The 24714-nt window shown below is 69.5% G+C and carries 22 protein-coding genes; 13 read left to right on the forward strand and 9 right to left on the reverse strand.

Going from position 1 to position 24714, the window contains the following annotated elements:
- Positions 1-39 precede the first annotated feature (39 nt).
- The 3 genes from ACOYR3_RS06565 to ACOYR3_RS06575 form a co-directional block, all read right to left on the reverse strand.
- Positions 40-345: an urease subunit beta gene (locus tag ACOYR3_RS06565; protein ID WP_422845661.1), complete on the reverse strand. Its 306-nt coding sequence runs from the start codon at positions 343-345 to the stop codon at positions 40-42.
- A gap of 176 nt (positions 346-521) precedes the next feature.
- Entirely contained in the window at positions 522-1136 is a 615-nt protein-coding gene (locus ACOYR3_RS06570; RefSeq protein WP_422845662.1) for a HupE/UreJ family protein, read from the reverse strand.
- Between the two features lie 43 nt (positions 1137-1179).
- Positions 1180-1482, reverse strand: a complete 303-nt coding sequence (locus ACOYR3_RS06575; RefSeq protein WP_291487966.1) for an urease subunit gamma — start codon at positions 1480-1482, stop codon at positions 1180-1182.
- A 160-nt stretch (positions 1483-1642) separates the two neighbouring features.
- Here ACOYR3_RS06575 and ACOYR3_RS06580 point away from each other — a divergent pair, with 160 nt between their 5' ends.
- Entirely contained in the window at positions 1643-5305 is a 3663-nt protein-coding gene (locus tag ACOYR3_RS06580) for an ATP-binding protein (RefSeq protein ID WP_422845663.1), read from the forward strand.
- Positions 5302-6369: a response regulator gene (locus tag ACOYR3_RS06585; RefSeq protein WP_422845664.1), complete on the forward strand. Its 1068-nt coding sequence runs from the start codon at positions 5302-5304 to the stop codon at positions 6367-6369. Before ACOYR3_RS06580 ends, ACOYR3_RS06585 begins: the two co-directional genes overlap by 4 nt.
- Positions 6370-6590: 221 nt before the next feature.
- Here ACOYR3_RS06585 and ACOYR3_RS06590 read toward each other — a convergent pair whose 3' ends face one another.
- The gene (locus ACOYR3_RS06590) at positions 6591-6917 is read right to left on the reverse strand and encodes a plasmid stabilization protein (RefSeq protein WP_422845665.1); all 327 of its coding nucleotides are present in this window, start codon (positions 6915-6917) and stop codon (positions 6591-6593) included.
- Positions 6918-7083: 166 nt separating this feature from the next.
- Positions 7084-7776 carry a DUF3334 family protein gene (locus ACOYR3_RS06595; protein WP_422845666.1) on the reverse strand — a complete coding sequence of 231 codons (693 nt, stop codon included), beginning with the start codon at positions 7774-7776 and terminating at the stop codon, positions 7084-7086.
- Between the two features lie 246 nt (positions 7777-8022).
- Between ACOYR3_RS06595 and ACOYR3_RS06600 the strand changes: the two genes are divergently transcribed.
- Together ACOYR3_RS06600 and ACOYR3_RS06605 are read left to right on the forward strand one after the other, a co-directional pair.
- On the forward strand, positions 8023-9210 hold the full coding sequence (locus ACOYR3_RS06600) for a DUF917 family protein (protein ID WP_422845667.1): 1188 nt from the start codon (positions 8023-8025) through the stop codon (positions 9208-9210).
- Between the two features lie 36 nt (positions 9211-9246).
- The gene (locus ACOYR3_RS06605; RefSeq protein ID WP_422845668.1) at positions 9247-10290 is read left to right on the forward strand and encodes a sensor domain-containing diguanylate cyclase; all 1044 of its coding nucleotides are present in this window, start codon (positions 9247-9249) and stop codon (positions 10288-10290) included.
- Between the two features lie 48 nt (positions 10291-10338).
- On the opposite strand, the gene ACOYR3_RS06610 is transcribed toward ACOYR3_RS06605, so the two are convergent.
- A complete protein-coding gene (locus ACOYR3_RS06610) occupies positions 10339-11643 on the reverse strand; it encodes a UDP-N-acetylglucosamine 1-carboxyvinyltransferase (RefSeq protein WP_422845669.1) in 1305 nt (434 codons plus the stop codon).
- A gap of 158 nt (positions 11644-11801) precedes the next feature.
- A complete protein-coding gene (locus tag ACOYR3_RS06615; RefSeq protein ID WP_422845670.1) occupies positions 11802-12413 on the reverse strand; it encodes a glutathione S-transferase in 612 nt (203 codons plus the stop codon).
- 158 nt (positions 12414-12571) lie between these two features.
- On the opposite strand from ACOYR3_RS06615, the gene ACOYR3_RS06620 reads away from it, so the two are divergent.
- The 6 genes from ACOYR3_RS06620 (at position 12572) to urtE (ending at position 19003) form a co-directional block, all read left to right on the forward strand.
- Positions 12572-13012: an Lrp/AsnC family transcriptional regulator gene (locus ACOYR3_RS06620; protein ID WP_422845671.1), complete on the forward strand. Its 441-nt coding sequence runs from the start codon at positions 12572-12574 to the stop codon at positions 13010-13012.
- Positions 13013-13159: 147 nt separating this feature from the next.
- Complete coding sequence (gene urtA / locus ACOYR3_RS06625) at positions 13160-14431, forward strand: urea ABC transporter substrate-binding protein (RefSeq protein ID WP_422845672.1); 1272 nt, start codon at positions 13160-13162, stop codon at positions 14429-14431.
- A 164-nt stretch (positions 14432-14595) separates the two neighbouring features.
- Positions 14596-16176: an urea ABC transporter permease subunit UrtB gene (gene urtB, locus ACOYR3_RS06630; protein WP_422845673.1), complete on the forward strand. Its 1581-nt coding sequence runs from the start codon at positions 14596-14598 to the stop codon at positions 16174-16176.
- A gap of 20 nt (positions 16177-16196) precedes the next feature.
- Positions 16197-17336, forward strand: a complete 1140-nt coding sequence (gene urtC, locus ACOYR3_RS06635; RefSeq protein WP_422845674.1) for an urea ABC transporter permease subunit UrtC — start codon at positions 16197-16199, stop codon at positions 17334-17336.
- On the forward strand, positions 17333-18208 hold the full coding sequence (gene urtD, locus ACOYR3_RS06640; protein ID WP_422845675.1) for an urea ABC transporter ATP-binding protein UrtD: 876 nt from the start codon (positions 17333-17335) through the stop codon (positions 18206-18208). The genes urtC and urtD overlap by 4 nt, the downstream gene beginning before the upstream one ends.
- Positions 18209-18298: 90 nt before the next feature.
- Positions 18299-19003, forward strand: coding sequence for an urea ABC transporter ATP-binding subunit UrtE (urtE, locus tag ACOYR3_RS06645; RefSeq protein WP_422845676.1), 705 nt, complete (start codon positions 18299-18301; stop codon positions 19001-19003).
- A 28-nt stretch (positions 19004-19031) separates the two neighbouring features.
- On the opposite strand, the gene ACOYR3_RS06650 is transcribed toward urtE, so the two are convergent.
- Positions 19032-19868 carry a phosphatase PAP2 family protein gene (locus ACOYR3_RS06650; protein ID WP_422845677.1) on the reverse strand — a complete coding sequence of 279 codons (837 nt, stop codon included), beginning with the start codon at positions 19866-19868 and terminating at the stop codon, positions 19032-19034.
- 316 nt (positions 19869-20184) lie between these two features.
- Between ACOYR3_RS06650 and ACOYR3_RS06655 the strand changes: the two genes are divergently transcribed.
- Together ACOYR3_RS06655 and ACOYR3_RS06660 are read left to right on the forward strand one after the other, a co-directional pair.
- A complete protein-coding gene (locus ACOYR3_RS06655) occupies positions 20185-21279 on the forward strand; it encodes a diacylglycerol/lipid kinase family protein (protein WP_422845678.1) in 1095 nt (364 codons plus the stop codon).
- Positions 21280-21300: 21 nt separating this feature from the next.
- A complete protein-coding gene (locus ACOYR3_RS06660; protein ID WP_422845679.1) occupies positions 21301-22095 on the forward strand; it encodes a metallophosphoesterase family protein in 795 nt (264 codons plus the stop codon).
- Positions 22096-22384: 289 nt separating this feature from the next.
- Here the strand turns inward: ACOYR3_RS06660 and ACOYR3_RS06665 are convergent, their stop codons facing one another.
- Positions 22385-23113 carry a haloacid dehalogenase type II gene (locus ACOYR3_RS06665; protein WP_422845680.1) on the reverse strand — a complete coding sequence of 243 codons (729 nt, stop codon included), beginning with the start codon at positions 23111-23113 and terminating at the stop codon, positions 22385-22387.
- A 243-nt stretch (positions 23114-23356) separates the two neighbouring features.
- On the opposite strand from ACOYR3_RS06665, the gene ACOYR3_RS06670 reads away from it, so the two are divergent.
- On the forward strand, positions 23357-24580 hold the full coding sequence (locus ACOYR3_RS06670) for an MFS transporter (RefSeq protein WP_422845681.1): 1224 nt from the start codon (positions 23357-23359) through the stop codon (positions 24578-24580).
- Positions 24581-24714: the final 134 nt, after the last annotated feature.

Consider the following 24714-nt stretch of genomic DNA (forward strand, 5'->3'; position numbering starts at 1 on the left):
CCAGTAAGCGCTAGAAGCCGATTTGATCTAGAAACCGATCTACAGCGCGCCCTGGGTGAGGCCCTGGAAGCCGTACACCCGGCGCTCGCCCGCGTAGTCCACCAGCTCCACGGTGCGCTCCTGGCCCGGCTCGAAGCGCACGGCGGTGCCCGAGGCGATGTTCAGCCGCATGCCGCGCGCGGCGGCGCGGTCAAAGCCCAGGGCATTGTTGGTCTCGGCAAAGTGGTAGTGCGAGCCGACCTGGATGGGCCGGTCGCCCGTGTTGCGCACCACCAGCGTGAGGGTGCGGCGGCCGGTGTTGAGCGGGTGGTCGCCGGGGTCGGTAAAGAGTTCACCTGGGATCATGGTTGGTCATCCACGGTTGGCAGGTTGGGGGGACTCCCTCTCCCCTCGCGGGAGAGGGCCGGGGAGAGGGGTGATCGGGATGGGCACTGCGCCTGCGCCGCCCCCTCTCCCCAACCCCTCTCCCGCGAGGGGAGAGGGGCTTGCGTGCGTGTCAAACAGGGTGCGGGCGGTAGCCATCACGCCATCTGCGCCAGCAGAGCGCCGCCGAACGCAGCCACGCCAGCACCTGCAGCGCGCGCCAGCCACACATGGCGGTGGCGCAGCGCCCAGCCCGTTGCCAGGCCTGCGGTGTGCAGCAACACGGTGGCCGCCAGCATGCCTGCCAGGGTCTGCCAGGCGCTGGCGCTGCCGGCCAGTTCGTAGCCATGGGCCACGCCGTGGAAGACGGCAAACACGCCCACGCCCAGCGCCGCCAGCAGCCCGGGCACGCGCAGGCGCGACACCACCAGCAGCCCGGTGACGAGCAGCGATGCGGCAATCATCGGCTCCACCGCCGGCAGCGCCACGCCCTGCAAGCCCAGCACCGCGCCCACCAGCAGCATCGCCGCAAAGCCCACGGGGCCCCACAGCAGATCCCGCCCGGCGCTGCGGGCGGCCAACGCGCTCCACAGCCCCACGGCCACCATGGCGGCCAGGTGGTCCAGCCCGAAGAAGGGGTGGGCCAAGCCGCTCAGAAAGCTGTTGTGGATGTGGGATTCAGCGCCTGTGTGAGCGCTGGCGCTCGTGCTGATTGCGCTGGCAGCTATGAAAAGAAGAGCGGCTGTGTGGCGGTGCGAGAGGGCGATGCGCATGGGGGCTCCACGAAGAGAAGAGGGGGGGGGGGGAGAACGGGGGTCAGACGATCGGCTGGTGCACGGTGACGAGCTTGGTCCCATCGGGGAAGGTCGCTTCGACCTGGATGTCCGGAATCATCTCGGGGATGCCCTCCATCACGTCGTCGCGCGTGAGCACCGTGCGGCCTTCGCTCATGAGCTGGGCCACGGTCTTGCCGTCGCGCGCGCCCTCCATCACGGCCGCGCTGATCAGGGCCACGGCCTCGGGGTAGTTGAGCTTCAGCCCCCGGGCCTTGCGGCGCTCGGCCAGCAGGGCGGCGGTGAAGATCAGGAGCTTGTCTTTCTCACGCGGGGTCAGTTCCATGTCGTTTCACTTGATGTGCGGGGTGTGTCGGGAAAATCTGTGTGAACGCGGATTCATCATAGGCAGCAAGCCCCGTGCCCGCCATACGCCGGACGGCGCAGCCGGCCGGGCCGTGGCATGGAAACTGCACTGAACAGGCTTGCCGCCGACCCGCCCGCCCATGTCCGTCCCCACCGCCGCTGCTGCCCCTGTCCTGCCCGACGCCGCGGCGCTGCCGGCTGCGGCGCCGGGCGACCCCCAGCCGCCGCAGCAGGTCGTCAAGGTGCGGCGCGACTACAACAGCTGGGTGGCCACCGAGACCATGGAGGACTACGCGCTGCGCTACACGCCCCAGCGCTTTCGCAAGTGGTCTGAATGGCGCGTGGCCAACACCGCGTTCGGCGCCGCATCCTTCCTGATCCTCGAAGCCGTGGGCGCCACGCTGCTGGTGCAGTACGGCTTCATCAACGCCTTCTGGGCCATCGTGGCCACGGGGCTCATCATCTTCCTGGCGGGACTGCCCATCAGCGTGTACGCGGCGCGCTACGGGGTGGACATGGACCTGCTCACGCGCGGGGCGGGCTTTGGCTACATCGGCTCCACGCTCACCTCGCTGATCTACGCCAGCTTCACCTTCATCTTCTTCGCGCTCGAAGCCGCCGTGATGGCCTATGCGCTGGAGCTGGCGCTGGACATTCCGCCCCGCTGGGGCTACCTGGTCTGCGCGCTCGTGGTGATTCCGCTGGTCACGCACGGGGTGTCGGCCATCAGCCGGCTGCAGGTGTGGACGCAGCCGCTGTGGCTGGTGATGCTGCTGGTGCCGTTTGCCACGGTGCTGGCGCACGATCCTGGTGCGTTTGCGGGGGTGCTGCACTACGGCGGTGAATCGATGCGCGGGGCGGGCTTTCAATTGCCCTTGTTTGGTGCGGCGCTCACCGTCGGCATTGCGCTCATCACCCAAATGGGGGAGCAGGCCGACTACCTGCGCTTCATGCCCGCCCCCGCGCCGGGGCACGCCGCGCGGTGGTGGCTGGGGGTGCTGGCGGGCGGGCCGGGCTGGGTGGTGCTGGGCGTGCTCAAGATGCTGGGCGGGGCGCTGCTGGCCTGGCTGGCGCTCACCCACATGGTGCCGGTGGAGCGGGCGGTGGACCCGAACCAGATGTACCTGGCGGCGTATGAATACGTCTTCCGGAACGTAGGCTGGGCGGTGGCGGCCACGGCGCTGTTCGTGGTGGTGTCGCAGCTCAAGATCAACGTGACCAATGCCTACGCCGGGTCGCTGGCGTGGTCCAACTTCTTCTCGCGCCTCACGCACAGCCACCCGGGGCGGGTGGTGTGGGTGGTGTTCAACACGCTCATCGCCTTCATGCTGATGGAGATGAACGTCTTTCGCGCCATGGGCGAGGTTCTGGGGCTGTACTCCAACATCGCCATCGCCTGGATCATGGCCGTGGTGGCCGACCTGGTGGTCAACAAGCCGCTGGGCCTGTCGCCCAAAGGCATCGAGTTCAAGCGCGCGCACCTGTACGACATCAACCCCGTGGGCGTGGGCGCCATGGCGCTGGCCTCCGTCGTCTCCATCAGCGCACACCTGGGCCTGTTCGGGCCGCTGCCGCAGGCGTTCTCTGCGGTGATTGCGATGGCCGTGGCCTTTGTGGCCGCGCCGCTGATTGCGTGGGCCACCGGCGGCAAGTACTACATCGCCCGGCACAGCGATCCCGTGGCGGTGCCCATGCACGGCCCGGTGCCCGGCGCGCGCGCGGCCGACCTGGGCAGCACCCAGCGCCTGGCCGTGCAGCGTTGCGTGATCTGCGAGCGCGAGTACGAGGCGCCCGACATGGCCCAGTGCCCCGCCTACCGCGGCGCCATCTGCTCGCTGTGCTGCACGCTGGACGCCCGCTGCGGCGACCTGTGCAAGCCGCACGCGAGCATGGCGGTGCAGTGGTCCGCCGCGCTGCGCTGGGTGCTGCCGCGGGCGGTGTGGCGCTACCTGGACACGGGGCTGGGCCACTTCCTGCTGCTGATGCTGGTGATCGCCCCACTGCTGGCCGCCGTGATGGGCCTGCTGTACCACCAGGAGCTGAACACCATCGCCCAGGCGATGACGGACACCGACGTGCTGGCCGCGCCCGAGGTGGCGCTGCGCTCGGGCCTGCTCAAGGCCTACCTGGCGCTTCTGGTCATCTCGGGCATCGTGGCCTGGTGGCTGGTGCTGGCGCACAAGAGCCGCCAGGTGGCGCAGGAGGAGTCCAACCGCCAGACGGGCCTGCTCATGCGCGAGATCGAGCTGCACCGCCAGACCGACGAGGCCCTGCAGACCGCGCGCCGCGTGGCCGAGCAGGCCCAGCAGGCGGCCGAGCAGGCCAACCAGGCCAAAAGCCGCTACATCAGCGCCATCAGCCATGAGATCCGCACGCCGCTGAACTCCATCCTGGGCTACGCGCAGCTCATGGGCGAGGACCCCCAGGTCCCCGCCCACCGCAAGCAGGCCGTGCACGTGATCCGCCGTGGCGGCGAGCACCTGCTCTCGCTCATCGAGGGCACGCTGGACATCGCCCGCATCGAATCCGGCAAGCTCACGCTCGACGTGGCGCCCATGCGCTTTGCCGACGGCCTGCACGAGATCGCAGGCCTGTTCGAGCTGCAGGCCGCCGCCAAGGGCCTGGCCTTCCAGTTCGACGTGCAGGGCGTGATCCCCGAGGTGGTGCGCGCCGACGAGCAGCGGCTGCGGCAGATTCTCATCAACCTGCTGGGCAACGCCATCAAGTTCACCGCGCAGGGCACCGTCACGCTGCGCGTGCGCTATGCGCGCGAGATGGCGCGCATCGACGTGCAGGACACGGGCCCGGGCCTCCGGCAGGACGAGATCGAACGCATCTTCGAGCCCTTTGCCCGCGGGGGTGCCCACAGCGCGACGGGCGGCAGCGCTGCGCCGGGCGCGGGCCTGGGGCTCACCATTGCCAAGATGCTCACGGCGCTGATGGGCGGCGAGCTCACGGTGACCAGCACGCCCGGCGCGGGCGCGGTGTTCCACGTCAAGCTCTTCCTGCCCGAGGTGCACGCCGAGGCGCTGGGCAAGACCGCCGCCGCGCCCGCCGTGCGCCCCGCCCGGGCGCGGTCCGGCTACGCGGGCGAGCGCCGCCGCATCCTCGTGGTGGACAACGAAGAACCCGACCGGGAGCTGCTGCGCCAGCTGCTGGAGCCGCTGGGCTTCGAGCTGCGCCAGGCCGCCAGCGGCCACGATGCGCTGGACCTGCTGGCCGCCGGCTACCGCCCCCACGCCATCTTCATGGACCTGGCCATGCCCGGCATCGACGGGTGGGAAACCATCCGCCGTATCCGCGCGCAGGGCTGGGCGGCACGCGAGGACGCTGGCGGCGGTGCGGCAGGGGCACCCAGCACGCCCGGCGCCTGCATCGCCGTGGTGTCGGCCAACGCGTTTGACAAGACCCTGGAGAACGACGCGGGCATCCGCCCCGAGGACTTCATCGTCAAGCCCGTGCGCCACAGCGAGCTGCTGGACTGGCTGGAGCGGCGGCTGGAGCTGGTGTGGGTCGATGCACCCGCCGCCGCAGGCGCGGCGGCGCCGCCGCCTTCCACCGCGCCGCAGCGGACCGCAGCCACGGGGTCGGCCGCACCTGCCGGGGGCTGCCCGCCTGCCGCCGTCGTCGCGGACCTTGCGCAGTCCGTGGCGCTGGGCTACTACCGCGGCGTCCTCAACAGCCTGGCAGACATCGAACGCCAGCACCCCGAGCACGCCGCCTTCGTGGCGCGCCTGCGGCCGCTGGCGCAGCAGTTCGCCTTCGACGCCATGGGCGAGATCCTGGAGCAAGCCACGCCATGACGGTTGTGCCGCCCGCCGCCCCCTTCGCCCCCCCCGCGGCCGCCCTGCTGGACCGCGGCAGCACCGACGTGGTGCTGGTCGTGGACGACGTGCCCGACAACCTGGCCGTGCTGCACGACGCGCTGGACGAATCCGGCTACACCGTGCTGGTGGCCACCCACGGCGAGGCCGCCCTGCAGCGCGCCGCGCAGGCCCTGCCCGACATCGTGCTGCTCGACGCCATGATGCCGGGCATGGACGGTTTCGAGGTGGCGCGGCGCCTGAAGGCCACGCCGGCCACGGCGCACATCCCCATCATTTTCATGACGGGCCTGACGGAGACCGAGCACCTGGTGGCCGCGCTGGAAGCCGGGGGCATCGACTACGTGACCAAGCCCATCAAGCCGCGCGAGGTGATGGCGCGCATGCAGGTGCACCTGGGTGCGGCCCGCAAGGCCCGGCAGGATGCGCTGCAGGCCCGCGAGGCGCGCAATGCGCTGGATGCGTTCGGCTACGCCAGCATCACCGTGCGCGCGTCCGACGGGCGCATCGTGTGGCAGACGCCCCTGGCGCGCGAACTGCTGCAAGCCTACTTTGGCGAGGCCGGGCCGGACGGCACCCCGGCCGCCTTCGGCCCGTGGGCGCCCGCGGCGGTGCAGGCCTGGCTGCGCCGCCATGTGCTGGCCGACAACGCGGCCGAAACGCTGGCCCAGAGCGGCGCCGAGCCGCCGCGCCTGGCGGTGGAGCAGGGCGCTCGGCGCCTCACCTTCCGCCTGCACCAGCAGGTGGGCGACAGCGAGGGCGGCGGCGACTGGCTGGTGGTGATGCGCGAGGTGTCCGACGCCAAGATCATCGAGACCATGAGCCTGGCGTTCAAGCTCACCGCGCGCGAGGCCGAGGTGCTGTACTGGGTGGTCAAGGGCAAGATCAACCGCGACATCGGCGACATCCTGGGCGCCAGCCCGGCCACGGTGAAGAAGCACCTGGAGCGGGTGTTTGCCAAGCTGGGGGTGGAGACGCGCACCGCCGCCGCGGCCATGGCGATGAACCGCATCCGGCAGCTGCACCCGCAGTTCGAGGGGTAAGGCCATGGCTGCTATCGCCAACGTGGCAAGTCGCCGTCTGTGCATGCCACCCGCCCGTTCAGGCTGAGCCTGTCGAAGCCCTGCGCGGCGCTTCGACAGGCTCAGCGTGAGCGGGTAGGGGTGGGGCGATCCGTGACGTGAAGTTTTGGCGCAGCCGGCCTGTAGCGCTTTCACAGCAAGCGCGGGCAGCTATTTTTTTGAGAGCAAAGGGGCGCCGTTGCTCAGCGCCCCACCGCCCGCTCCAGCTGCGCCTTGTTCATCTTCGAGCGTCCGGCAATGCCCTTGCGCCGCGCTTCCTCGTACAGCTGCTCGCGCGTGCGCCCCTGGGCGCCCGTGTGGGAGCGCTGGCCGCCGCGCACGGGGGCGGGCGTGTCGCGCACGGTCTTGGGGTTGGCGGTCTTGCTCTCGCCGTGCTGGGCGCGTTCCTTGTTCACGGTGCGCGCGGCAATCTCCTCGGCCGTGCCGGTGCTCTTGCCGCGCTGCTTCAGGCTGGACTTGATGTGCTCGTACTGGCGCTCGCGCTTGGCGCTCCATTGGGCCTGGGGCATGGGGGCTCCTTCAAGGGGAATCACAAGCCGTCAGGTTAGGCGCCCGCAGCGCCCGGCGGGTCGGCGCAGCGCGCCAGCCCACGTAGGACAAGCGCGGCTGCGTCTGGATGCAAAAACCAGCCTGGCGCCCGCCCAGTAAGCGCCAACAGCTATCATTTTTGAAGTATTACATGCCCAGCGACTTCAGCAGTGCGTCCGTATCGTCCTGGCCTGCCGCTGCCGCCGGGCTTTCGGACACCACGGGGGCTTCCTGCGACTGGGCCATCAGCGCGTCGGGATCGGGGGCTTCCTGGGCCTCGAAGTCGTAGAGCTTGATGAACTCGGTGCGGTCGATGGCCAGCTCCAGGTAGAAGATGTGGTTGGCGCTGGTGTAGAAGGTCACGCGCCGCGCCTCGGGCTTGTCCAGGTTGGCGTCCACCGACAGCTGCACCTGCTTGTTCAGCACCAGCATCTTGGGCTGATTCTGCGTGATGTGGGTCTGCAGCTCGCGCCGCACCTTGCCGGTGAAGTCACCCACCACCTGGTTCATCAGCTCGCCCATCACGTTGCTGACCTCGTCCGAGGTGTAGGAGCTGACCAGGTCGTCCTTGGACATGCCCATGTTCAGCAGGTAGTTGGCATACAGCTCCATGGCCGCCGGGGCCGTGAAGTTGATGATCACCAGCCCCGAGAAGCCCCCGTCGAACAGCACGAAGCAGCCGATGTCGGGCTTGAGGCAGGTCTTGCTGATGCGCTGCACCATGCCGGAGTAGTGGATCTGGCTGTGCGTGGCCACGCCCAGCACGCGGGTGACGGAGTTGCACAGGCTGATCAGCAGGTCTTCGGTGCCGTAGGTGGTGGAATTTTCAGGAAGGCTCATGGTGGTGAAGGAGGCGGCGGCCGCAAATACGGAGAATGCAGGGCAGAGCATAGGCGATGGCGGGGCAGGAGGCCAGAGGACCCCTGGCGCCTGGGCTGCAGGACAGGGGCACCAGCGTCTCGGGGGAAGGCGCTGATTGACAACCCACCCGGCTCGCGTATCGTGCCCTGCAGCGGGGCTGGGAACACATTCTTGGAGCCGCCAGGGGCTCTGGGGGGAAAAAACACGGGCGAGAGGGGTGCACAGATGGGCAATGTCTATTCCTACGGACTGAGCGACTTCCAGGCCATCGCCACCGGCGCTGCGGTGCTGGCCAGCGGCGGCGGGGGCAGCTACTCCGACGCCTGCGCCCTTGTGCAGGAGTTGGCGGGCCAGGGCTTCAGCGGCCAGGTCACCGTGCAGGACTACGACGGCGCCACGCCCGCCTGCGTGCTGGCCATCATGGGGTCGCCCGACGCGGCCTCCAGCCTGGATCTCGCGGCCGTTCAGAACGCCATCAGCAACACCTTGGCGGTGCAGCAGGCCTATACCGGCCTGCAGGTGGGGGCGCTGATCCCGGTGGAGATCGGTCCCATCAACTCGCTGGTGCCGCTCATCGGCGCGGCCATGTCGGGTGGGTCGGTCTGGGTGGTGAATGGCGATGGCGCGGGGCGGGCGGTGCCCGAGCTGCCGCAGACCACCTTTGCCGGCACGGCGGCGCTCGCCCCCAGCCCGGCGGTGCTGGCCAGCGACGCTGCGAACCCGGCAGCGGCCCAGTATGCCGTGCTGGGCGCGGCCACCGCCGCGGGTATCGAGACCCTGGCGGGCGGGGTGCTGGGCGAGTTTGGCGGGTATTCGGGCATCGCCATGTGGCCGTCCAACGCCGGCAACCAGTTCGCCCTGTCCGGCGGCTACCTTCCCGGCACGCTGGAGCAGGCCCGCCTGCTGGGCTTGCAGCTGCTGCAGGCGGTCACGCCGCTGTCCACCGCGGCGGTGGCCGGGAGCATCCAGGCCCTCACGGGCCGCGCGGCCCGCGCAGTGGTCACCAACTTCTTCATCACGGCGGTCAGCCAGTCCACCTCCAGCGCTTCGTCGCTGGACTCGGGAATCATCCGCCTGGACAATGCGCAGGACCCCGGCCAGAGCACCGAGACGCACTACCTCTACAACCTCAACGAGAACCTGATCATGTATTCGGCGTCGAGCACCTCCCCCGACATCGTCGCGCCGGACTCGATCTGCTATTACTCCGAGAGCACGGGGCGGGGATTCTCCAACGCCACCGACGATCTGGCGGTGTATTTCGACGCGGCCGCAGGCCGCAGCACGGGCCGGCAGGTGAGCGTGATTTCGGTGCAGACGGCGCCCCAGCTGTACAACACCCCGGGCGTGGTGGCCTCCTTTGCGGGCCTGCTGCGCAACATGGGCTATGCCGGCGGCATGCCGCCGGGCTGAGGTGTTCCGAACCGATCCGCAAGACGGTGCGCCGCCATGGGTGAAGCAGATCTGAACAAGGAGCGGCTGGAGCTGGCCCTGGAAGCCGCGGGGCTGGACCTGTGGGAGAACGACCTGGCAACGGGCAATGTCACCCGCAAGGCCACCAAGACCTTCCTGGAGCTGGGCTTCACCGAGGAGGAGATCGTCTCGGGCGTGCAGGACATCTACGGGCTGTTCCACCCCGACGACGTGGACATGGTGCGCAAGGCGGTGGCGGACCACCTGTCGGGCGCCACGCCCCAGTACCGCTGCGAGTTCCGCCTGCGCGCCAAGACCGGCGAATGGGTCTGGTACGCCAACTACGGCCGCATCATGGACGGCCGCAGCGACACGCCGGGCAAGCGCCTGATCGGCGTGACGTTCAACATCGACGACCGCAAGCGGCGCGAGGACGAGATCGCGCAGATCAACCGCCAGCTTGTGGAGCAAAACCGCCTGCTGCAGCAGTTCAACGCCACGCTGGAGCTGCTGGCGGCCAACGACTCCCTCACCGGCCTGGCCAACCGGCGCACCCTGATGGCCATGGGGGCCAACGAGTACAAGCGCACCCAGCGGTTCGGCCACCCGCTGTCGGTGCTGGTGGTGGACATCGACCGGTTCAAGGACGTCAACGATGTGTGGGGCCACCTGGCAGGCGACCGGGTGATCTGCGCCGTGGCGCAGGCGTGCGCGGCGCGCAAGCGCAGCGGGGTGGACATCGTTGCCCGCTTTGGCGGGGAGGAGTTCGTCCTGGTGCTGCCCGAGACGGACAGCCCGAGCGCCCTGCACATGGCCGATTCGCTGCGCCGCGAAGTGCAGTCCATGCAGGTGGTCATTGACGGGGACAGCACGTTTCTCTCCGTCACCGTGAGCGTGGGCGCGGCGACGCTGCAGCAGGGGCTGGACCCGGATTTCGAGGCCCTGGTCAACCGGGCGGACAAGGCGCTGTACCGCGCCAAGGGCGCCGGGCGCAACGTGGTGTGCTGTGCCGAGGCCGTGCCTGCGAGCGCGCCCATGTACGTGCTGCCCGCCCCGGAAGAGGACGGGGCCGGAGGCTGAGCCACCGCCGCCCGGCCCGGTCGCAGCCTTCGGCGCCACCTGCCGGGCTCACTCCTCGCTGGTCCACTCCACCTGCACGCCCAGGCTGCGCAGGTTTTCGGCAAAGCGCGGGTGCGCGCGCCGGATGGGCGTGGCGTTGCGGATCTCCGAGCGGCCGGGCGTGCTGGCCGCCACCATCAGCAGCGCAATGGCCACGCGGATGATGTAAGGGCTTTCCACCACCGCCGGGGTGAGCGGGTTGCCGCCAAAGGTCACGAGCCGGTGCGGGTCGGACTGGAACACGTGCGCGCCGAACTTGGACAGCTCGCCCGCCCAGCCCAGGGCGCCGTCGTACACCTTGTTCCAGAACAGCGCGTTGCCCTGCGCCCGCACCCCCAGCGCGATGAAGATGGGCAGCAGGTCCACCGGGAAGTACGGCCAGGGCGCGGCCTCCACCTTGGTCAGCACGTTGCTGGTGAAGGGCGTCTGCACCTTCAGCGGGCCGTCGCAGCGTGCGCGCGACCAGCCGTCCTCGTGGGTGATGGCCACGCCGAACTTGGCGAACGTGCGGTCGATGAGCGGAAAGTTCTCGGGCGCGCTGTTGCGCACCACCACGTCGCCCCCGGTGATCGCGCCCAGCGCGAGGAAGGTCGTGATCTCGTGGAAGTCCTCGTCAAAGCGGAACTCGCCGCCCTTGAGCGCCGCACCGCCGCGCACCGTGAGCCGCGAGGTGCCGATGCCTTCGATGTCCACGCCGATCATGCCCATGAAGCGGCAGAACTCCTGCACGTGCGGCTCCGAGGCCGCATTGGTCAGCACCGACGTGCCCTGGGCCGCGGCGGCGCAGAGCACGAAGTTCTCGGTGGTGGTGACAGAGGCATAGTCCAGCCAGTGCTGGTTGGCCTGCAGCGCCGCGGCGCCGCGGCGTACCAGCAGCGAGCCCTCGGCGCGCTCCACCGTGGCGCCGAAGCGGCGGAACACCTCCACATGCGGGTCGATCTCGCGCACGCCCAGCGTGCAGCCCTTGACGTTGTCCTCCAGCCGCGCCACGCCAAAGCGCGCCAGCAGCGGCGGCACCAGCATGATGGAGGAGCGCATCTCCTCCGGCAGCCGGTGCCGCGCCGCGTCGAAGACGGTGGCGTGGTGGTGCAGCTCCAGCGTGCCGCTGGCGTGGTCCATGCGCACCTCGCTGCCCAGGGTGCGGAAGATCTCCAGGATCTTGCGCACGTCGGTGATGTCGGGCACGCCCAGCAGGCGCAGCGGTTCGTGGGTGAGCAGCGTGGCGCACAGCACCGGGAGCACGGCGTTCTTGTTGGCAGACGGCGTGATGCGGCCGCGCAGCGGCGTGCCGCCGTGAACGATGAGATTGGACATGACAGGGAACAGCGGAGGGAGAGGCGCGGAGCGTGGTCGGGTGAAGTGGCAGGCCCATCCGGCTGTTCGCACCGGCCGGGCCGCACAGGGCGCTACTCTACCCCCTTGCCAGCGCGCAGCCGCTGCGGCGCTGCCGTCCCCTCATCGTGAACACCTGCTCAGGTCTGGGGGCAGGCCCGAAAGGCGGGCAATTGCTCGGCCGCTTTCGTGAAGGCCTCCAGGCACGGGTGGGCGGCCGCATCCACACGGCCCGGCAGTAGCAGGTGCGTGAAGCTCCAGGCCACGGCGGTCGCAATGCCGCCGTGCGTCAGCGCCTCCTGCACGGCGGCCAGGGGCACGCGCGCCAGCTCGGCCTCCAGCGCGGCGAACGCCGCGTCCAGCTGGCCGCCCACGCGGTCCAGCCAGGGCGCGTGCTGCTTCTCCGCGGGCCGCAGCCGGTGTTCGTAGACCGTCTGCACGGCCTTCTCGCAGGCCGCCAGCGCCAGGCCGGTGAGCCGCAGGTCGTGCAGGTGCTGTGCCGCATCGGCAGGGGTCAGCCGCGACCCGGGCGCCTGCGCCTCGATCCACTGCAGGATCAGCGTCGAATCCATCAGCACCGTGCCGTCGTCCGCGATCAGCGTGGGCGCCTTCACCACCGGGTTGATCTGCTGGAACTGCCCGAAGGTGCTGAAGACCGACAGCGGCTGGTGCGCAAAGGGCTGCCCCAGCACGTGCAGCGAGACCGCGACGCGGCGAACATACGGGGAGTCGAGCATTCCAATGAGTTGCATGGCGAGGAGATCAGGTGTTGAAAGGGCCCTACGATAGCCCTGCAGCCACGGCGGCGGCCAGGGGCAATCATCGGAAATCGGGCCCGCCGGCCGATGGTTCATCGGCCTGCCGGCCGGCGGAAGTGCTGCACGACCCACGAAAGGAAGGAAGAGGGCGCATGGAACTGGACAAGAAGGACCGGCAGATCCTGCAGGCGCTGCAGGCCGACGCGCGCCAGAGCCTGGCGGCGCTGGGCAAGCGCATCGGGCTGTCCCAGCCGGCCATGAGCGAACGGGTGCGCAAGCTGGAGGCGGCCGGCGTGATCGAGGGGTACGGAGCGCGGGTCAACCTGCGCGCCATCGGCGTGGGCCTGCAGGCCATCATCCGCATCCAGACCACGCACGCAGGCATCGCGCCGTATGTGCAGCTGTTCCAGCAGATGCCGGAGGTGCTGGAGGCCGACCGCGTGACCGGCGAGGACTGCTTCATCGTGCGCTGCGCCATCGCCCAGCCGTCCGACCTGGAGCGGGTGGTGGACGCGCTGGCCGTGCACGGCGCCGTGACCACCTCGCTGGTGCTCTCCAGCCCGGTGCGCAAGGCCGTGACGGTGCCGCTGTAACCCTGGCGAAGGCACATGTACGCCACCCGGCGTATTTCCGGCAAGCGCCGTGCTCTCCAGAATCCAACCCATGCCCCGCCTTTCCCGCACCGAGCGGGCGGCAGGGGCAAAGCGGTTGGAACCTGTACCCCACTGGAGAAGCACCTCATGCAACGTCGTTATTCCCTCAAGGCCCTTGCGGCCGTCGCCACGCTCGCCGGCCTGTCCGCCCTGCCAGCCCATGCGCAGGACACCATCAAGGTCGGCGTCCTGCACAGCCTGTCGGGCACCATGGCCATCTCGGAAACGGTGCTCAAGGACACCGTGCTCATGGCCATCGACGAGATCAACGCCAAGGGTGGCGTGCTGGGCAAGAAGCTGGAGCCCGTGGTGGTGGACCCCGCCTCCAACTGGCCTCTGTTCGCCGAGAAGACCAAGCAGCTGCTGGGCCAGGACAAGGTCGCGGTGATCTTCGGCTGCTGGACCAGCGTGAGCCGCAAGTCGGTGCTGCCCGTCGTCGAGGAAATGAACGGCCTGCTGTTCTACCCCGTGCAGTACGAGGGCGAAGAGCTGTCCAAGAACGTGTTCTACACCGGCGCCGCGCCCAACCAGCAGGCCATCCCCGCGGTGGACTACCTGATGAGCAAGGACGGCGGCAGCGCCAAGCGCTGGGTGCTGCTGGGCACCGACTATGTGTACCCCCGCACCACCAACAAGATCCTGCGCGCCTACCTCAAGAGCAAGGGCGTGAAGGAGTCGGACATCGACGAGAAGTACACGCCGTTTGGCCACAGCGACTACCAGACCATCGTGGCCGACATCAAGAAGTTCAGCCAGGGCGGCAAGACGGCCGTGGTCTCGACCATCAACGGCGACTCCAACGTGCCCTTCTACAAGGAACTGGGCAATGCGGGCCTGAAGGCCAAGGACGTGCCGGTGGTGGCCTTCTCGGTGGGTGAGGAAGAGCTGCGCGGCGTGGACACCAAGCCGCTGGTGGGCCACCTGGCCGCCTGGAACTACTTCCAGTCCATCAAGAACCCCGAAAACACCGCCTTCATTAAGAAGTGGAGCGACTACGCCAAGGCCAAGAACATCGCGGGCCACAAGGACAAGCCGCTCACCAACGACCCGATGGAAGCCACCTACATCGGCATCAACATGTGGAAGCAGGCCGTGGAGAAGGCCAAGAGCACCGACGTGGACAAGGTGATCGCCGCCATGGCCGGCCAGACCTTCAAGGCGCCCAGCGGCATCGTCAGCAAGATGGACGAGAAGAACCACCACCTGCACAAGAGCGTGTTCATCGGCGAGATCAAGGCCGATGGCCAGTTCAACGTGGTGTGGAAGACGCCGGGTCCGGTCAAGGCCAAGCCCTGGAGCCCGTACATCGAAGGCAACGACAAGAAGAAGGACGAGCCGGACGGTAAGTCGAAGCTGTGACACCCCCCTGAGGCGCTTCGCGCCTTCCCCCCGCTCTCGCATCGCTGAGCGATGCGGGCAGGGGGACGCCCCCGGCGCGGCGGGGCGGCCCTTGCGCGGGGGCCCTGGTCTGGGCCCCGCGCGCTGCACAGGCCTGTTTTCATTTGACCTACCGGCTCCCCCTCATGTTTGCCACACTTTTTCAACGCCTGATCGCCTGCCTGCTGCTGTGCGCGGCCGTGCAGGCGCACGCGCTCACGGCCGAGGCGGCGCGGGCCATGGCGGCGGGCGATACCGATGACCGGATCGCCGCGCTGCAGGCCGCCATCGCCACGCCCGACGCTGCCACCGTGGCCTTCATCCGCGCCATGGGCGACGATGCCGTGAAGATCGCGGGCGGCAAGGCCATCGTCATCCAGGACGGCAAGGGCCTGGACCCCGTGACGGGTGCCGAGGTGCCCGTGCCCGACGACGCCGAAGACATCGTCAACAACAACCGCATGCGTGGCGAGTTCGACACCGCGCTGGCCTCGCTGCAGCTCATGGCCGCCGATGTCGCAGAGCGCCGCAAGGCCGTCGACGCGCTGCGCGAAGAAACCGACGAGGCCCGCCTGCCGCTGATCGAGAAGGCCCTGGCCGCCGAGCAGGACGCCACGCTCCAGGCGCGCCTGGAAAGCATCCGTGCGCGCATCCTCATCGGCAGCAGCGATGCGGCCAAGCGCCTTTCCGCCGCGCAGCACCTGGCTGCCAGCGGCAACCCCGCCACGCGCACCGTGCTGCTCGAGCAGCTGCGCAATGAAGAAGACCCCAAGGTCAAGGCCGCCTTGCAGGCCGCGCTCAAGACCGTGGAAGAGCGCCTGCGGTGGGGCGAGCGCCTGGCCGCCATCTTCTCGGGCATCAGCCTGGGCTCCATCCTGCTGCTGGTGGCGCTGGGCCTGGCCATCACCTACGGCCTGATGGGCGTGATCAACATGGCGCATGGCGAGCTGATGATGATCGGCGCCTACGCCACCTATGTCATGCAGGGCGTCTTCCAGAAGTACTTTCCAGGCGCGTTCGACTGGTACCTGGTGGCCGCCGTGCCCGCTGCGTTCCTCGCCTCGGCGCTGATGGGCGCGGTGCTGGAGCGCGGCGTGATCCGCTTCCTCTACGGCCGGCCGCTGGAGACCCTGCTGGCCACCTGGGGCATCAGCCTGGTGCTGCAGCAGCTGGTGCGCAGCCTGTTCGGCGCGCAGAACGTGGGCGTGGAAAACCCCGCGTGGATGAGCGGCGGCGTGCAGCTGATGGACAACCTGCAGCTGCCCTGGAACCGGCTCGTCATCGTGGCCTTCGCGCTGGCGGTGCTGGGCGGCGTGGCCTTCCTCATCGGCAAGACGCGCCTGGGCTTGTTCGTGCGCGGCGTCACGCAAAACCGCCCCATTGCGTCGTGCATGGGCGTGAACACGGCCCGGGTGGACACGTATGCCTTTGCGCTGGGCTCGGGCATCGCCGGGTTGGCCGGCTGCGCGCTCAGCCAGGTGGGCAACGTGGGGCCCGACCTGGGCCAGGGCTACATCGTGGACTCGTTCATGGTGGTGGTGCTGGGCGGCGTGGGCCAGCTGGCAGGCACCGTGTATGCCGCGCTGGGCCTGGGGATCCTCAACAAGTTCCTCGAAGGCTGGACGGGGGCCGTGCTGGCCAAGATCACCGTGCTGGTGTTCATCATCGTCTTCATCCAGAAGCGGCCGCAGGGCATCTTCGCGGTCAAGGGCCGCACGGCAGATTGAGTGGCCACGCGACAACCATCATGACGACTCCATCTCCTACCCCTATCCAACTGCCCGCGCCCGCACCGCTGCTCACCCGCAGCGGCTGGTCGGCCTTCATCGTGGCGCTCATCGTGGTGTGCGCCGTGGCGCCGGTGCTCAACCTGTGGGTGCCGGCCGGCAGTGCGCTGCACCTGTCCGACTACGCCGTGGCGCTGCTGGGCAAGATCATGTGCTACGCCATCTGCGCGCTGGCCATGGACCTGATCTGGGGCTACACCGGCATCCTGAGCCTGGGCCATGGCCTGTTCTTTGCGCTGGGCGGCTACGTGATGGGCATGTACCTCATGCGCCAGATCGGCCGCGACGGCAACTACCACAGCGACCTGCCCGACTTCATGGTGTTCCTGGACTGGAAGGAGCTGCCCTGGCACTGGGCGCTGTCCGACAGCTTCATCGCCACGCTGGTCCTCGTCGTGGCGGTGCCGGGGCTCATCGCCTTCGTGTTTGGCTACTTTGCCTTCCGCTCGCGCATCAAGGGCGTGTACTTTTCCATCATCACCCAGGCCATGACGTATGCGGCCATGCTGCTGTTCTTCCGCAATGAGACGGGCTTTGGCGGCAACAACGGGTTCACCGACTTCAAGCGCATTTTGGGCACCCCCATCGCCACGCAGAACATGCGGATGCTGCTCTTCGTGATGACCGGCGTCACGTTGCTGGGCTTCTTTTTGCTGGCGCGCTGGCTGGTGCGCAGCAAGTTTGGCCGCGTGCTCCAGGCCGTGCGCGATGCCGAGAGCCGCGTCATGTTCTCGGGCTATGCACCGCTGCCCTACAAGCTCACCATCTGGACCATCAGCGCCATGATGTGCGGCGTGGCGGGCGCGCTGTATGTGCCGCAGGTCGGCATCATCAACCCGGGCGAGATGAGCGCCGCCAACTCCATCGAGATCGCGGTGTGGGCGGCCGTGGGCGGGCGCGCCACGCTGATCGGCCCCATCGCGGGCGCGTTCATCGTCAACGGCGCCAAGAGCTGGCTCACGGTGACGGCGCCGGAGTTCTGGCTGTACTTCCTGGGCGCGCTGTTCATTGCCGTCACGCTGTTCCTGCCCGACGGTGTGGTGGGGCTGGCGAAGAAGTGGATGGCGAAAAAAGAGAACGAGAAGGGGGCCGCGCAATGACGCCCGACCTGATGGAAGAGGGCGCACGGCGCCTGGCGAAAACGCAGGCGCCCGCACCGGCGGGGCAGACCGAGTCGGGCGGGCGCGCCGCGGGCTTCTCGCGCATTGCCGTGCCGGGCGAGGTGGACGTCACCCACGGCCGCATCCTGTACCTGGAAGACGTGAACGTGAGCTTCGATGGCTTCAAGGCCATCAACCACCTGAGCCTGGACATAGCGCCCGGCGAGCTGCGCTGCATCATCGGCCCCAACGGCGCGGGCAAGACCACGATGATGGACATCATCACCGGCAAGACCCGGCCCGACAGCGGCACGGTGTTCTTCGGCTCCACCATCGACCTGCTGCGCCACAACGAGCCCGAGATCGCGAGCTTGGGGATAGGCCGCAAGTTCCAGAAGCCCACGGTGTTCGAGCAGCTCACGGTATTCGAAAACCTGGAGCTGGCGCTCAAGACGCACAAGGGCGTCCGGTCGAGCATGTTCTTCCGGCTCGACTCCGCGCAGTCGGACCGCCTGGCCGAGGTGCTGCACACCATCCACCTGGCGGGCAGCGTGACACGCAGCGCCGGCAACTTGAGCCACGGCCAGAAGCAGTGGCTGGAGATCGGCATGCTGCTGATGCAGGACCCCAAGCTGCTGCTGCTGGACGAGCCGGTGGCGGGCATGACGGACGAGGAGACGGCGCGCACGGCGGAGCTGTTTTTGACGCTCAAGGGCAAGCATTCGCTGATGGTGGTGGAGCACGACATGTCGTTCATCCGCACCATTTCGGACATCGTGACGGTGCTCTGCGATGGGTCTGTGCTGGCCCAGGGCACGCTGGACCAGGTGCAGGCGGACGAGCGGGTGATCGAGGTGTATCTGGGGCGGTGAGGGTGGCGAGAGTCCGTGCAAAGAACTATCAAATCGATAGCTGCTGGCGCTTGCCAGTAAAGCGCTAGCAGCCAAAAAGCTTCAAAAATTATGCTCACCGTCCAAAACATCAACCAGTACTACGGCGGCTCCCACATCCTGCGCGACGTGAGCCTTAGCGCCGAACCCGGCAAGGTCACCGTGCTGCTGGGCCGCAACGGCGTGGGAAAGACCACGCTGCTCAAGAGCCTGATGGGCCTGGTGCCCATCAAGAGCGGGTCCATCACCTTCGACGGCCAGCCCATCGACAAGGCCGCGCCCTACGACCGCGCCCGCGCGGGCATGGGCTTCGTGCCGCAGGGCCGAGAGATCTTCGGCCGCCTCACGGTGGAGGAAAACCTGCGCATGGGCCTGGCCTACCGCAGTGCCTCCACGCCCGTGCCGGCGCACCTGTACGAGCTGTTCCCCGTGCTCAAGCAAATGCTCAAGCGCCGGGGCGGGGACCTGTCGGGCGGGCAGCAGCAGCAGCTGGCGATTGCGCGGGCCCTGGCGCCCGGGCCGCGCCTGCTGATCCTGGACGAGCCCACCGAAGGCATCCAGCCCAGCATCATCAAGGACATTGGCCGCGTCATCCGCATGCTGGCCGACCAGGGCCTGAACGGGGAGAAGGTGGCCATCCTGCTGTGCGAGCAGTACTACGACTTTGCGCAGGAGCTGGCCGACGAGTACCTGGTGATGGAGCGCGGCGAGGTCATCGCCCGCGGGCCGGGCAGCGAGATGGAGGCCAAGGGCATTCGGCAGCTGGTGGCGATCTGAGATTCCTGCCACCCCGCACGCGGCCGGTTCAAACAGGCTCCGTCGCCGGCCGGTGGCGCTGCCCGTGCGAGACGCTCTCCAGGATCAGCACGGTGCACAGCAGCCAGCTGCCGCCCAGCAGCCAGCCGGCCAGCACGTCGCTGGCGTAGTGCACATGCAGCACCACGCGGCTCCAGCCGGTGGTGAAGACCAGGGCGCCCGCTGCCAGGGCTGCCGGCAGGTGCCAGGCGCGGGGCAGCAGGCGCGTGGCCAGGTAGGCCAGCAGCACGTAGGCCACCAGCGAGGCGCTGCTGTGGCCGCTGGGAAAGCTGTAGCCGCTGGCCTGCGCAATGCCGTGGTCGTGGTCGGGCCGCACGCGCTCGAACACGTCCTTGAGCACCTTGGTCAGTGCCCCGTTGCCGGCCATGGCAACCAGCCAGGTGGTTGCCAGCAGCCGGTGGCGGGCTGACCACAGCGCCACCGCCACCACCAGGGTCAGCCCCGTCAGCGCCCAGGAATCCCCCAGGTGGGTGAGCATGGCGAACCAGCGCAGCACGGCCGTGTCCGCCTGGCTCCGCAGCCCGCCGGCCAGGGCATCGTCCAGCACGCCCCAGGCCCCGCCGTCGCGCCCGCTTTCGGCCAGCTCCGCCATCGTGGCGCCGGCCAGCACCAGCACAAAAGCCGCGGTGCCCATGGCGGCCAGCATGGTCCAGCGCGCCTGTGCGGGCACAAAGCGGCGCAGGGGTGGGCTGGCCCGCCGCAGCGCGCGCAGGGCAGCCAGGCAGGCGCCGCCCGCCAGCGCGCCGGCTGCCACGCCCGCCAGCCACCATCCCAGCGGGTGGCTGGCCAGCAGGGTGCCCAGGGCGTGTGCATCGATCTCGGTCATTCTCTTCCGTGCTTTCTTGCGGGTTCTCAGGGGGGCCGGCGGCGGGGCCGCAGCCGGCGAGCCTTCGTTTGTACCGGAGTTCGGCGCCCCCGCGCGCCAAGGGCGTGGGCCTTCTGGGGCCAAAGCTGCCGGCGGGCGGCGCGGCCGTGCCGCTGTCGGTGCCCGCTGACAGCGCCAAGGCATGGGCACCGGCTGCGCCCGGCCGCCGCTGCCCGCACCATGGGCGGGTGGCGCTGCCGCGGCTTGTTCCTCAACCCATTCGCCCTGTTCCGTGCCCCCGCGGCGCCCGTTTGCCTTCTGCCCCCTCCTTCCTGCAATGACTGTTTCCGAGACCGCAGCCCCCGCGTTTCCCCGCGGGCCCCTCCACCTGGTGATACCGCTGCGGCCCGGCGCGGACCTGGACCTGCTGCGTGCCAAGCTGGAGGGCGTGCTGGCGCTGCACCCGCGCGATGTCGTCTGGCACGTGCCGCGCGAGCGCTCCGGCATCGTGCAGCTGGCGCACGATGCCGCGGCTGCTGCCCGCCGGGACGGCGGGCTGGTGGTGGCCGCGGGCGGCGACGGCACCATCAACGCCGTGGCCGCGGCCGTGCTGGCCGCCGGCCTGCCCATGGGCGTGGTGCCCATGGGCACCTTCAACTACTTCGCCCGCGAGCAGGGCCTGGCGCTGGACGCCGAGGCCGCCGTGCAGGACCTGATGCGCGCGCTGGAGGCGGGCGACATGCATCCCGTGCAGGTCGGGTACGTGAACCGCCGCCTCTTCATCGTCAACGCCAGCGTGGGCCTGTACCCCAAGCTGCTGGCCGAGCGCGAGCGGGCGTCCCGGCGCTTCGGCCGGTCCCGCCTGGTGGCAGTGGCCGCGGCGGTGTGGAGCATGTTTCGCCCCGCCTGGGGGCGCCGCTGGCGCGTGGTCATGAAGATGCACGAGAACGCCCAGGTGCGGCAGGAGGAGCACCGCGTCACCACCCTGTTCGTGGGCAACAACCCCTTGCAGCTGGACCGCATCGGCCTGCCGCAGGCGGACCTGGTGGCCCACGGGAGCCGGCTCGCAGTGGTGATGCTGCAGCCCCAGGGCCGCTGGGCCGTGGCGCGCACCGTGTGGAACGCGGCCACGGGCCAGCTGGATAAGGACAGCGCGGTGATCAGCATGGCATGTTCGGAGCTCTCCGTGGAGCCTGCCAGCTGGCGCCCCCCGCGCGTGAAGGTGGCGTTTGACGGGGAGCGCGAATGGATGGCGCCGCCCCTGCATTTCCGCCTGGCCGAGCGCCCCTTGTGGCTGGTCGCGCCGGGCGCGCCGCTGCGCGACGGGCCGCCCCGCACGGATCCCGCCGCGGCCGAGACGGCCACCGCGCCGCCGGCGCCGGTCCCGGTGGATCCTTCGCCAGCGGGCGGCGGCGGATTGCTGCCGGCCTGAGCGGCAGACCCTGGCACCACCATGACCGTCCTGATGCATTTGTCGGACCTGCACTTTGGCGCCCATGACCCTGCGGTCTGCGCTGCGGCCCAGCGGCTGGCCCAGCGCCTGGGGGTGGCGATGGCGGTGGTGTCGGGCGATCTCACGCAGCGCGCCACGGCGCCGCAGTTCGAGCAGGCCGCACGCTTTGTGCAGGGGCTGCACGCGCGCTCCACGCTGGTGCTGGCGGGCAACCATGATCTGCCGCTGTTTGCCTGGTGGATGCGGTGGGGCCGCGCGTACGAGCGCTTCGCCGAGCAGTTCGGCATGGACCAGGAGCCCGTGCGCCACATGGGGGCGTTCTACGTGGTCGGCGTCAACACCACCCGCGCGTGGCGGCACGAGCGGGGCAGCCTGTCGTCCGCCCAGATCGAGCATGTGGCCCGGCTGCTGGCGCGTGCGCCGCCGGACGCGTGGCGCATCGTCGCCAGCCACCACCCGCTGGTCGCCCGCGACGCCCTCGACCGCGCGCACCGCCCCCAGCGCGCTGACGAGGCCGTGCAACGCTGGCGCACGGCGGGCGCGCAGATGCTGCTGTCGGGCCATGCCCACCACCCGGCGCTGCTGTCGGCGGGCGGCGGCCTGTGGGTCAGCAGCGCGGGCACGGCGGTCTCGCACCGGCTGCGGCACGGGGCACCGAACAGCCTGGTGGTGCTGAGCGTGGAGACCACGGGTGCCGCACCCGGCGGGCAGGCGCGCACCGCGGCGCGCTGGGACTACGACGCAGCCATCGGCGAATTCACGTGCGTGCTGCGGCAGCCTGTGGGGACGGGTTGATGGCGCGGATTGCTATCTAATTGATAGCTGCTTGCGCTTTATTCAAGAGCCCAAGAGGTCGAAAACACCTGATTAGTTACTTGTCTCAGATACCGCTCCATCCGTTCGGGCTGAGCCTGTCGAAGCCAGGGCTTGCAGCGCGTGCAAGGCTTCGACAGGCTCAGCCCGAACGGGTGGGGGAGAGAAAGCGTCTGGAGGTAGGTCGCTAATCAGGCGAAAACACCAAAAATTTGTGGTTCCAGCCCCGGTGCCGTTCCCCCGCGGGGCAGGTCTCACCGCCCCATTGACCTCAACAGCCCAGCAGGTCGGCCAAGTGGTTCAGGTCCCGCGCGTGCAGGTCGTTGCCGGGCTGCGGGGAAACGTCCTTGGGCCGGGCGGCGCCAAACTCGTGCGGCCGCTCGATATAGGCCGTGCGCAGGCCGCAGGTGCGGGCGCCGGCCAGGTCGTCGTGGTGGGCGGCCACCAGCATCACCTGGGCCGGCGCCAGGTCGAAGATGCGCGCCGCGCCCAGGTACACCTCCGCACTGGGCTTGTAGGCCTTGAACACCTCGGCGCTCAGCACGCAATCCCAGGGCAGGCCGGCGCGCTTGGCCATGTGGGTGAGCAGGCCGATGTTGCCGTTCGACAGGCTCGTGATCGTGTAGCGCTTTTTCAGGCGCGTCAGCCCTTGCACGCTGTCGGGCCAGGCATCCAGGCGGTGCCACACGCGGTTGAGGTGCGCGCGCTCGGCTGCGCCGAGGTGCGCCAGCCCGAAGCGCGGCAGGATCTCGTCCAGGATGGCGCGGTGCAGGTCGTCGATCAGCGTCCAGGGCTGGCCGCCCTGCATCACCCGCGCCATGGCCGGCTGGTAGCCCGCGCGCCAGGCCAGGGCGAACGCGTCGCCGTCCACCGCGGGGTACAGCGCCCGCATTTCGCGCACGATGCTGCCGTGCCAGTCCACCACGGTGCCGAAGATGTCAAAGGCCAGCACCTGCACGGCGGGGGCCAGGGTGTCGTCGGTGCGTGGTGTGGGGTGCATGGGATCCTGCGGAGGGGTTGTTGGGAGACCGGGCAGCTTAGCAGCGCGGCAGGGCCGGCGATACCCCCGCGCCAGCAAGGCGCCGGGGTGCGTGGTATGGTTACAAAAGCAGGGTTTACCCCTGTAACTGCGTTTCTTTCCGCTTCGCCTTCCCCGTCTTTTCCTTTCCTCGCCGCCTCCCACCCTGCCGGCTTGCCGGAGGGCATTCGCCAGGCGGCGGGGTTGCCGAATTCCATTGCTGCCATGACCGCGCCTGTCCCGTCCCAACCCACCGCAACCCTGCCCGCCGACGACCGCACCCTGGTGCGCGCGGTCCTGGCCCTGGGCGTGGGCGGGTTTTCCATCGGCACGGGGGAGTTCGTCATCATGGGCCTGCTGCCCGAGGTGGCGCGCGATATCGGGGTGAGCATTCCGCAGGCCGGCCACGTCATCAGCGCCTATGCCCTGGGCGTGGTGGTCGGCGCGCCCGTGCTGGCCGTGCTGTGCGCGCACTGGGGGCGGCGCGCGCTGCTGATGGCGCTGATGGCGGTGTATGCGCTGGGCAACTTTGCCTCGGCGCTGGCGCCCGGGTACGCATCGCTCAGCGCGCTGCGCTTGTTCACGGGCCTGCCGCACGGCACCTACTTCGGCGTGGCCGCGCTGGTGGCGGCGGCCCTGGCGCCGCCGGGGCGGCGTGCCCGGGCGGTGGGGTGGGTCATGCTGGGGCTGACCAGCGCCACGCTGGTGGGCGTGCCCATCGCCGCCGCGCTGGGCGAGGCTTTTGGCTGGCGTGCGGCCTTTGTGTTCGTGGGCTTGATCGCGGTGGCCGCGGTCGCCATGGTGCGGCTGTGGGTGCCCGACATGCCCGCGCCGCACGGCGCCAGTCCGTTGCGCGAACTGGGCGCGCTGGCGCGCAAGCAGGTGTGGTTCACCCTGGGCATTGGCGCCATCGGCTTTGGCGGCATGTTTGCCGTGTTCAGCTACATCAAGCCGACGTTGCTGGAGGTGGCCGGCATGCCGCCCGCGCTCATGCCGTTCGTGCTGTCGCTGTTCGGCCTGGGCATGGTGGCGGGCAACCTGGTGGGCTCGCGCATGGCCGACAAGGCGCTCATGCCCGCGGTGGGCAAGGTGCTGGTGTGGTCCATTCTGGTGCTGGCGCTGTTTGTGCCCGCCGCGCACCACCCTGCCAGCGCGGCGTTGGCCACGTTCTTCCTGGGCACCTTGGTGGCCATCGGCCCCGCACTGCAGATCCGCCTGATGGACGTGGCGGGCGACGCGCAAACGCTGGCCGCCGCGCTCAACCACTCGGCTTTCAATGCCGCCAACGCGCTGGGCGCTTGGCTGGGCGGTGTGGGCGTCGCGGCAGGGTTGGGCTGGACCTCCACCGGCTGGGTGGGCGTGGTCCTGGGCCTGGGCGGCGTGGCGATCTTTGCGTGGTCGCTGGGCAGCGAAAGGGCGACGGCCGCCCGCGCGGCGGCCACGGCGTAGCAGCCGCCCCGCGTAGCTGCAACGTCGCAGCTTCGCGACACCCGCATTCATCGCGGGTGGCATGCGCGCTGCGTTGTGCGTTACATTGCCTGCGGGCCGGCCTTTCTGCCGGCCACGTCGCTCGGACGGTTCCG

This window comes from Acidovorax sp. M2(2025) (assembly GCF_049330835.1).
GTDB lineage: Bacteria > Pseudomonadota > Gammaproteobacteria > Burkholderiales > Burkholderiaceae_C > Acidovorax.

What these genes read in the sequence shown, in the direction of transcription:
- ACOYR3_RS06565 (WP_422845661.1), bottom strand. Translation starts at nt 345, where the DNA reads ATGATCCCAGGTGAACTCTTTACCGACCCCGGCGACCACCCGCTCAAC.
- ACOYR3_RS06570 (WP_422845662.1), bottom strand. Translation starts at nt 1,136, where the DNA reads ATGCGCATCGCCCTCTCGCACCGCCACACAGCCGCTCTTCTTTTCATA.
- ACOYR3_RS06575 (WP_291487966.1), bottom strand. Translation starts at nt 1,482, where the DNA reads ATGGAACTGACCCCGCGTGAGAAAGACAAGCTCCTGATCTTCACCGCC.
- ACOYR3_RS06580 (WP_422845663.1), top strand. Translation starts at nt 1,643, where the DNA reads ATGTCCGTCCCCACCGCCGCTGCTGCCCCTGTCCTGCCCGACGCCGCG.
- ACOYR3_RS06585 (WP_422845664.1), top strand. Translation starts at nt 5,302, where the DNA reads ATGACGGTTGTGCCGCCCGCCGCCCCCTTCGCCCCCCCCGCGGCCGCC.
- ACOYR3_RS06590 (WP_422845665.1), bottom strand. Translation starts at nt 6,917, where the DNA reads ATGCCCCAGGCCCAATGGAGCGCCAAGCGCGAGCGCCAGTACGAGCAC.
- ACOYR3_RS06595 (WP_422845666.1), bottom strand. Translation starts at nt 7,776, where the DNA reads ATGAGCCTTCCTGAAAATTCCACCACCTACGGCACCGAAGACCTGCTG.
- ACOYR3_RS06600 (WP_422845667.1), top strand. Translation starts at nt 8,023, where the DNA reads ATGGGCAATGTCTATTCCTACGGACTGAGCGACTTCCAGGCCATCGCC.
- ACOYR3_RS06605 (WP_422845668.1), top strand. Translation starts at nt 9,247, where the DNA reads ATGGGTGAAGCAGATCTGAACAAGGAGCGGCTGGAGCTGGCCCTGGAA.
- ACOYR3_RS06610 (WP_422845669.1), bottom strand. Translation starts at nt 11,643, where the DNA reads ATGTCCAATCTCATCGTTCACGGCGGCACGCCGCTGCGCGGCCGCATC.
- ACOYR3_RS06615 (WP_422845670.1), bottom strand. Translation starts at nt 12,413, where the DNA reads ATGCAACTCATTGGAATGCTCGACTCCCCGTATGTTCGCCGCGTCGCG.
- ACOYR3_RS06620 (WP_422845671.1), top strand. Translation starts at nt 12,572, where the DNA reads ATGGAACTGGACAAGAAGGACCGGCAGATCCTGCAGGCGCTGCAGGCC.
- urtA (WP_422845672.1), top strand. Translation starts at nt 13,160, where the DNA reads ATGCAACGTCGTTATTCCCTCAAGGCCCTTGCGGCCGTCGCCACGCTC.
- urtB (WP_422845673.1), top strand. Translation starts at nt 14,596, where the DNA reads ATGTTTGCCACACTTTTTCAACGCCTGATCGCCTGCCTGCTGCTGTGC.
- urtC (WP_422845674.1), top strand. Translation starts at nt 16,197, where the DNA reads ATGACGACTCCATCTCCTACCCCTATCCAACTGCCCGCGCCCGCACCG.
- urtD (WP_422845675.1), top strand. Translation starts at nt 17,333, where the DNA reads ATGACGCCCGACCTGATGGAAGAGGGCGCACGGCGCCTGGCGAAAACG.
- urtE (WP_422845676.1), top strand. Translation starts at nt 18,299, where the DNA reads ATGCTCACCGTCCAAAACATCAACCAGTACTACGGCGGCTCCCACATC.
- ACOYR3_RS06650 (WP_422845677.1), bottom strand. Translation starts at nt 19,868, where the DNA reads ATGACCGAGATCGATGCACACGCCCTGGGCACCCTGCTGGCCAGCCAC.
- ACOYR3_RS06655 (WP_422845678.1), top strand. Translation starts at nt 20,185, where the DNA reads ATGACTGTTTCCGAGACCGCAGCCCCCGCGTTTCCCCGCGGGCCCCTC.
- ACOYR3_RS06660 (WP_422845679.1), top strand. Translation starts at nt 21,301, where the DNA reads ATGACCGTCCTGATGCATTTGTCGGACCTGCACTTTGGCGCCCATGAC.
- ACOYR3_RS06665 (WP_422845680.1), bottom strand. Translation starts at nt 23,113, where the DNA reads ATGCACCCCACACCACGCACCGACGACACCCTGGCCCCCGCCGTGCAG.
- ACOYR3_RS06670 (WP_422845681.1), top strand. Translation starts at nt 23,357, where the DNA reads ATGACCGCGCCTGTCCCGTCCCAACCCACCGCAACCCTGCCCGCCGAC.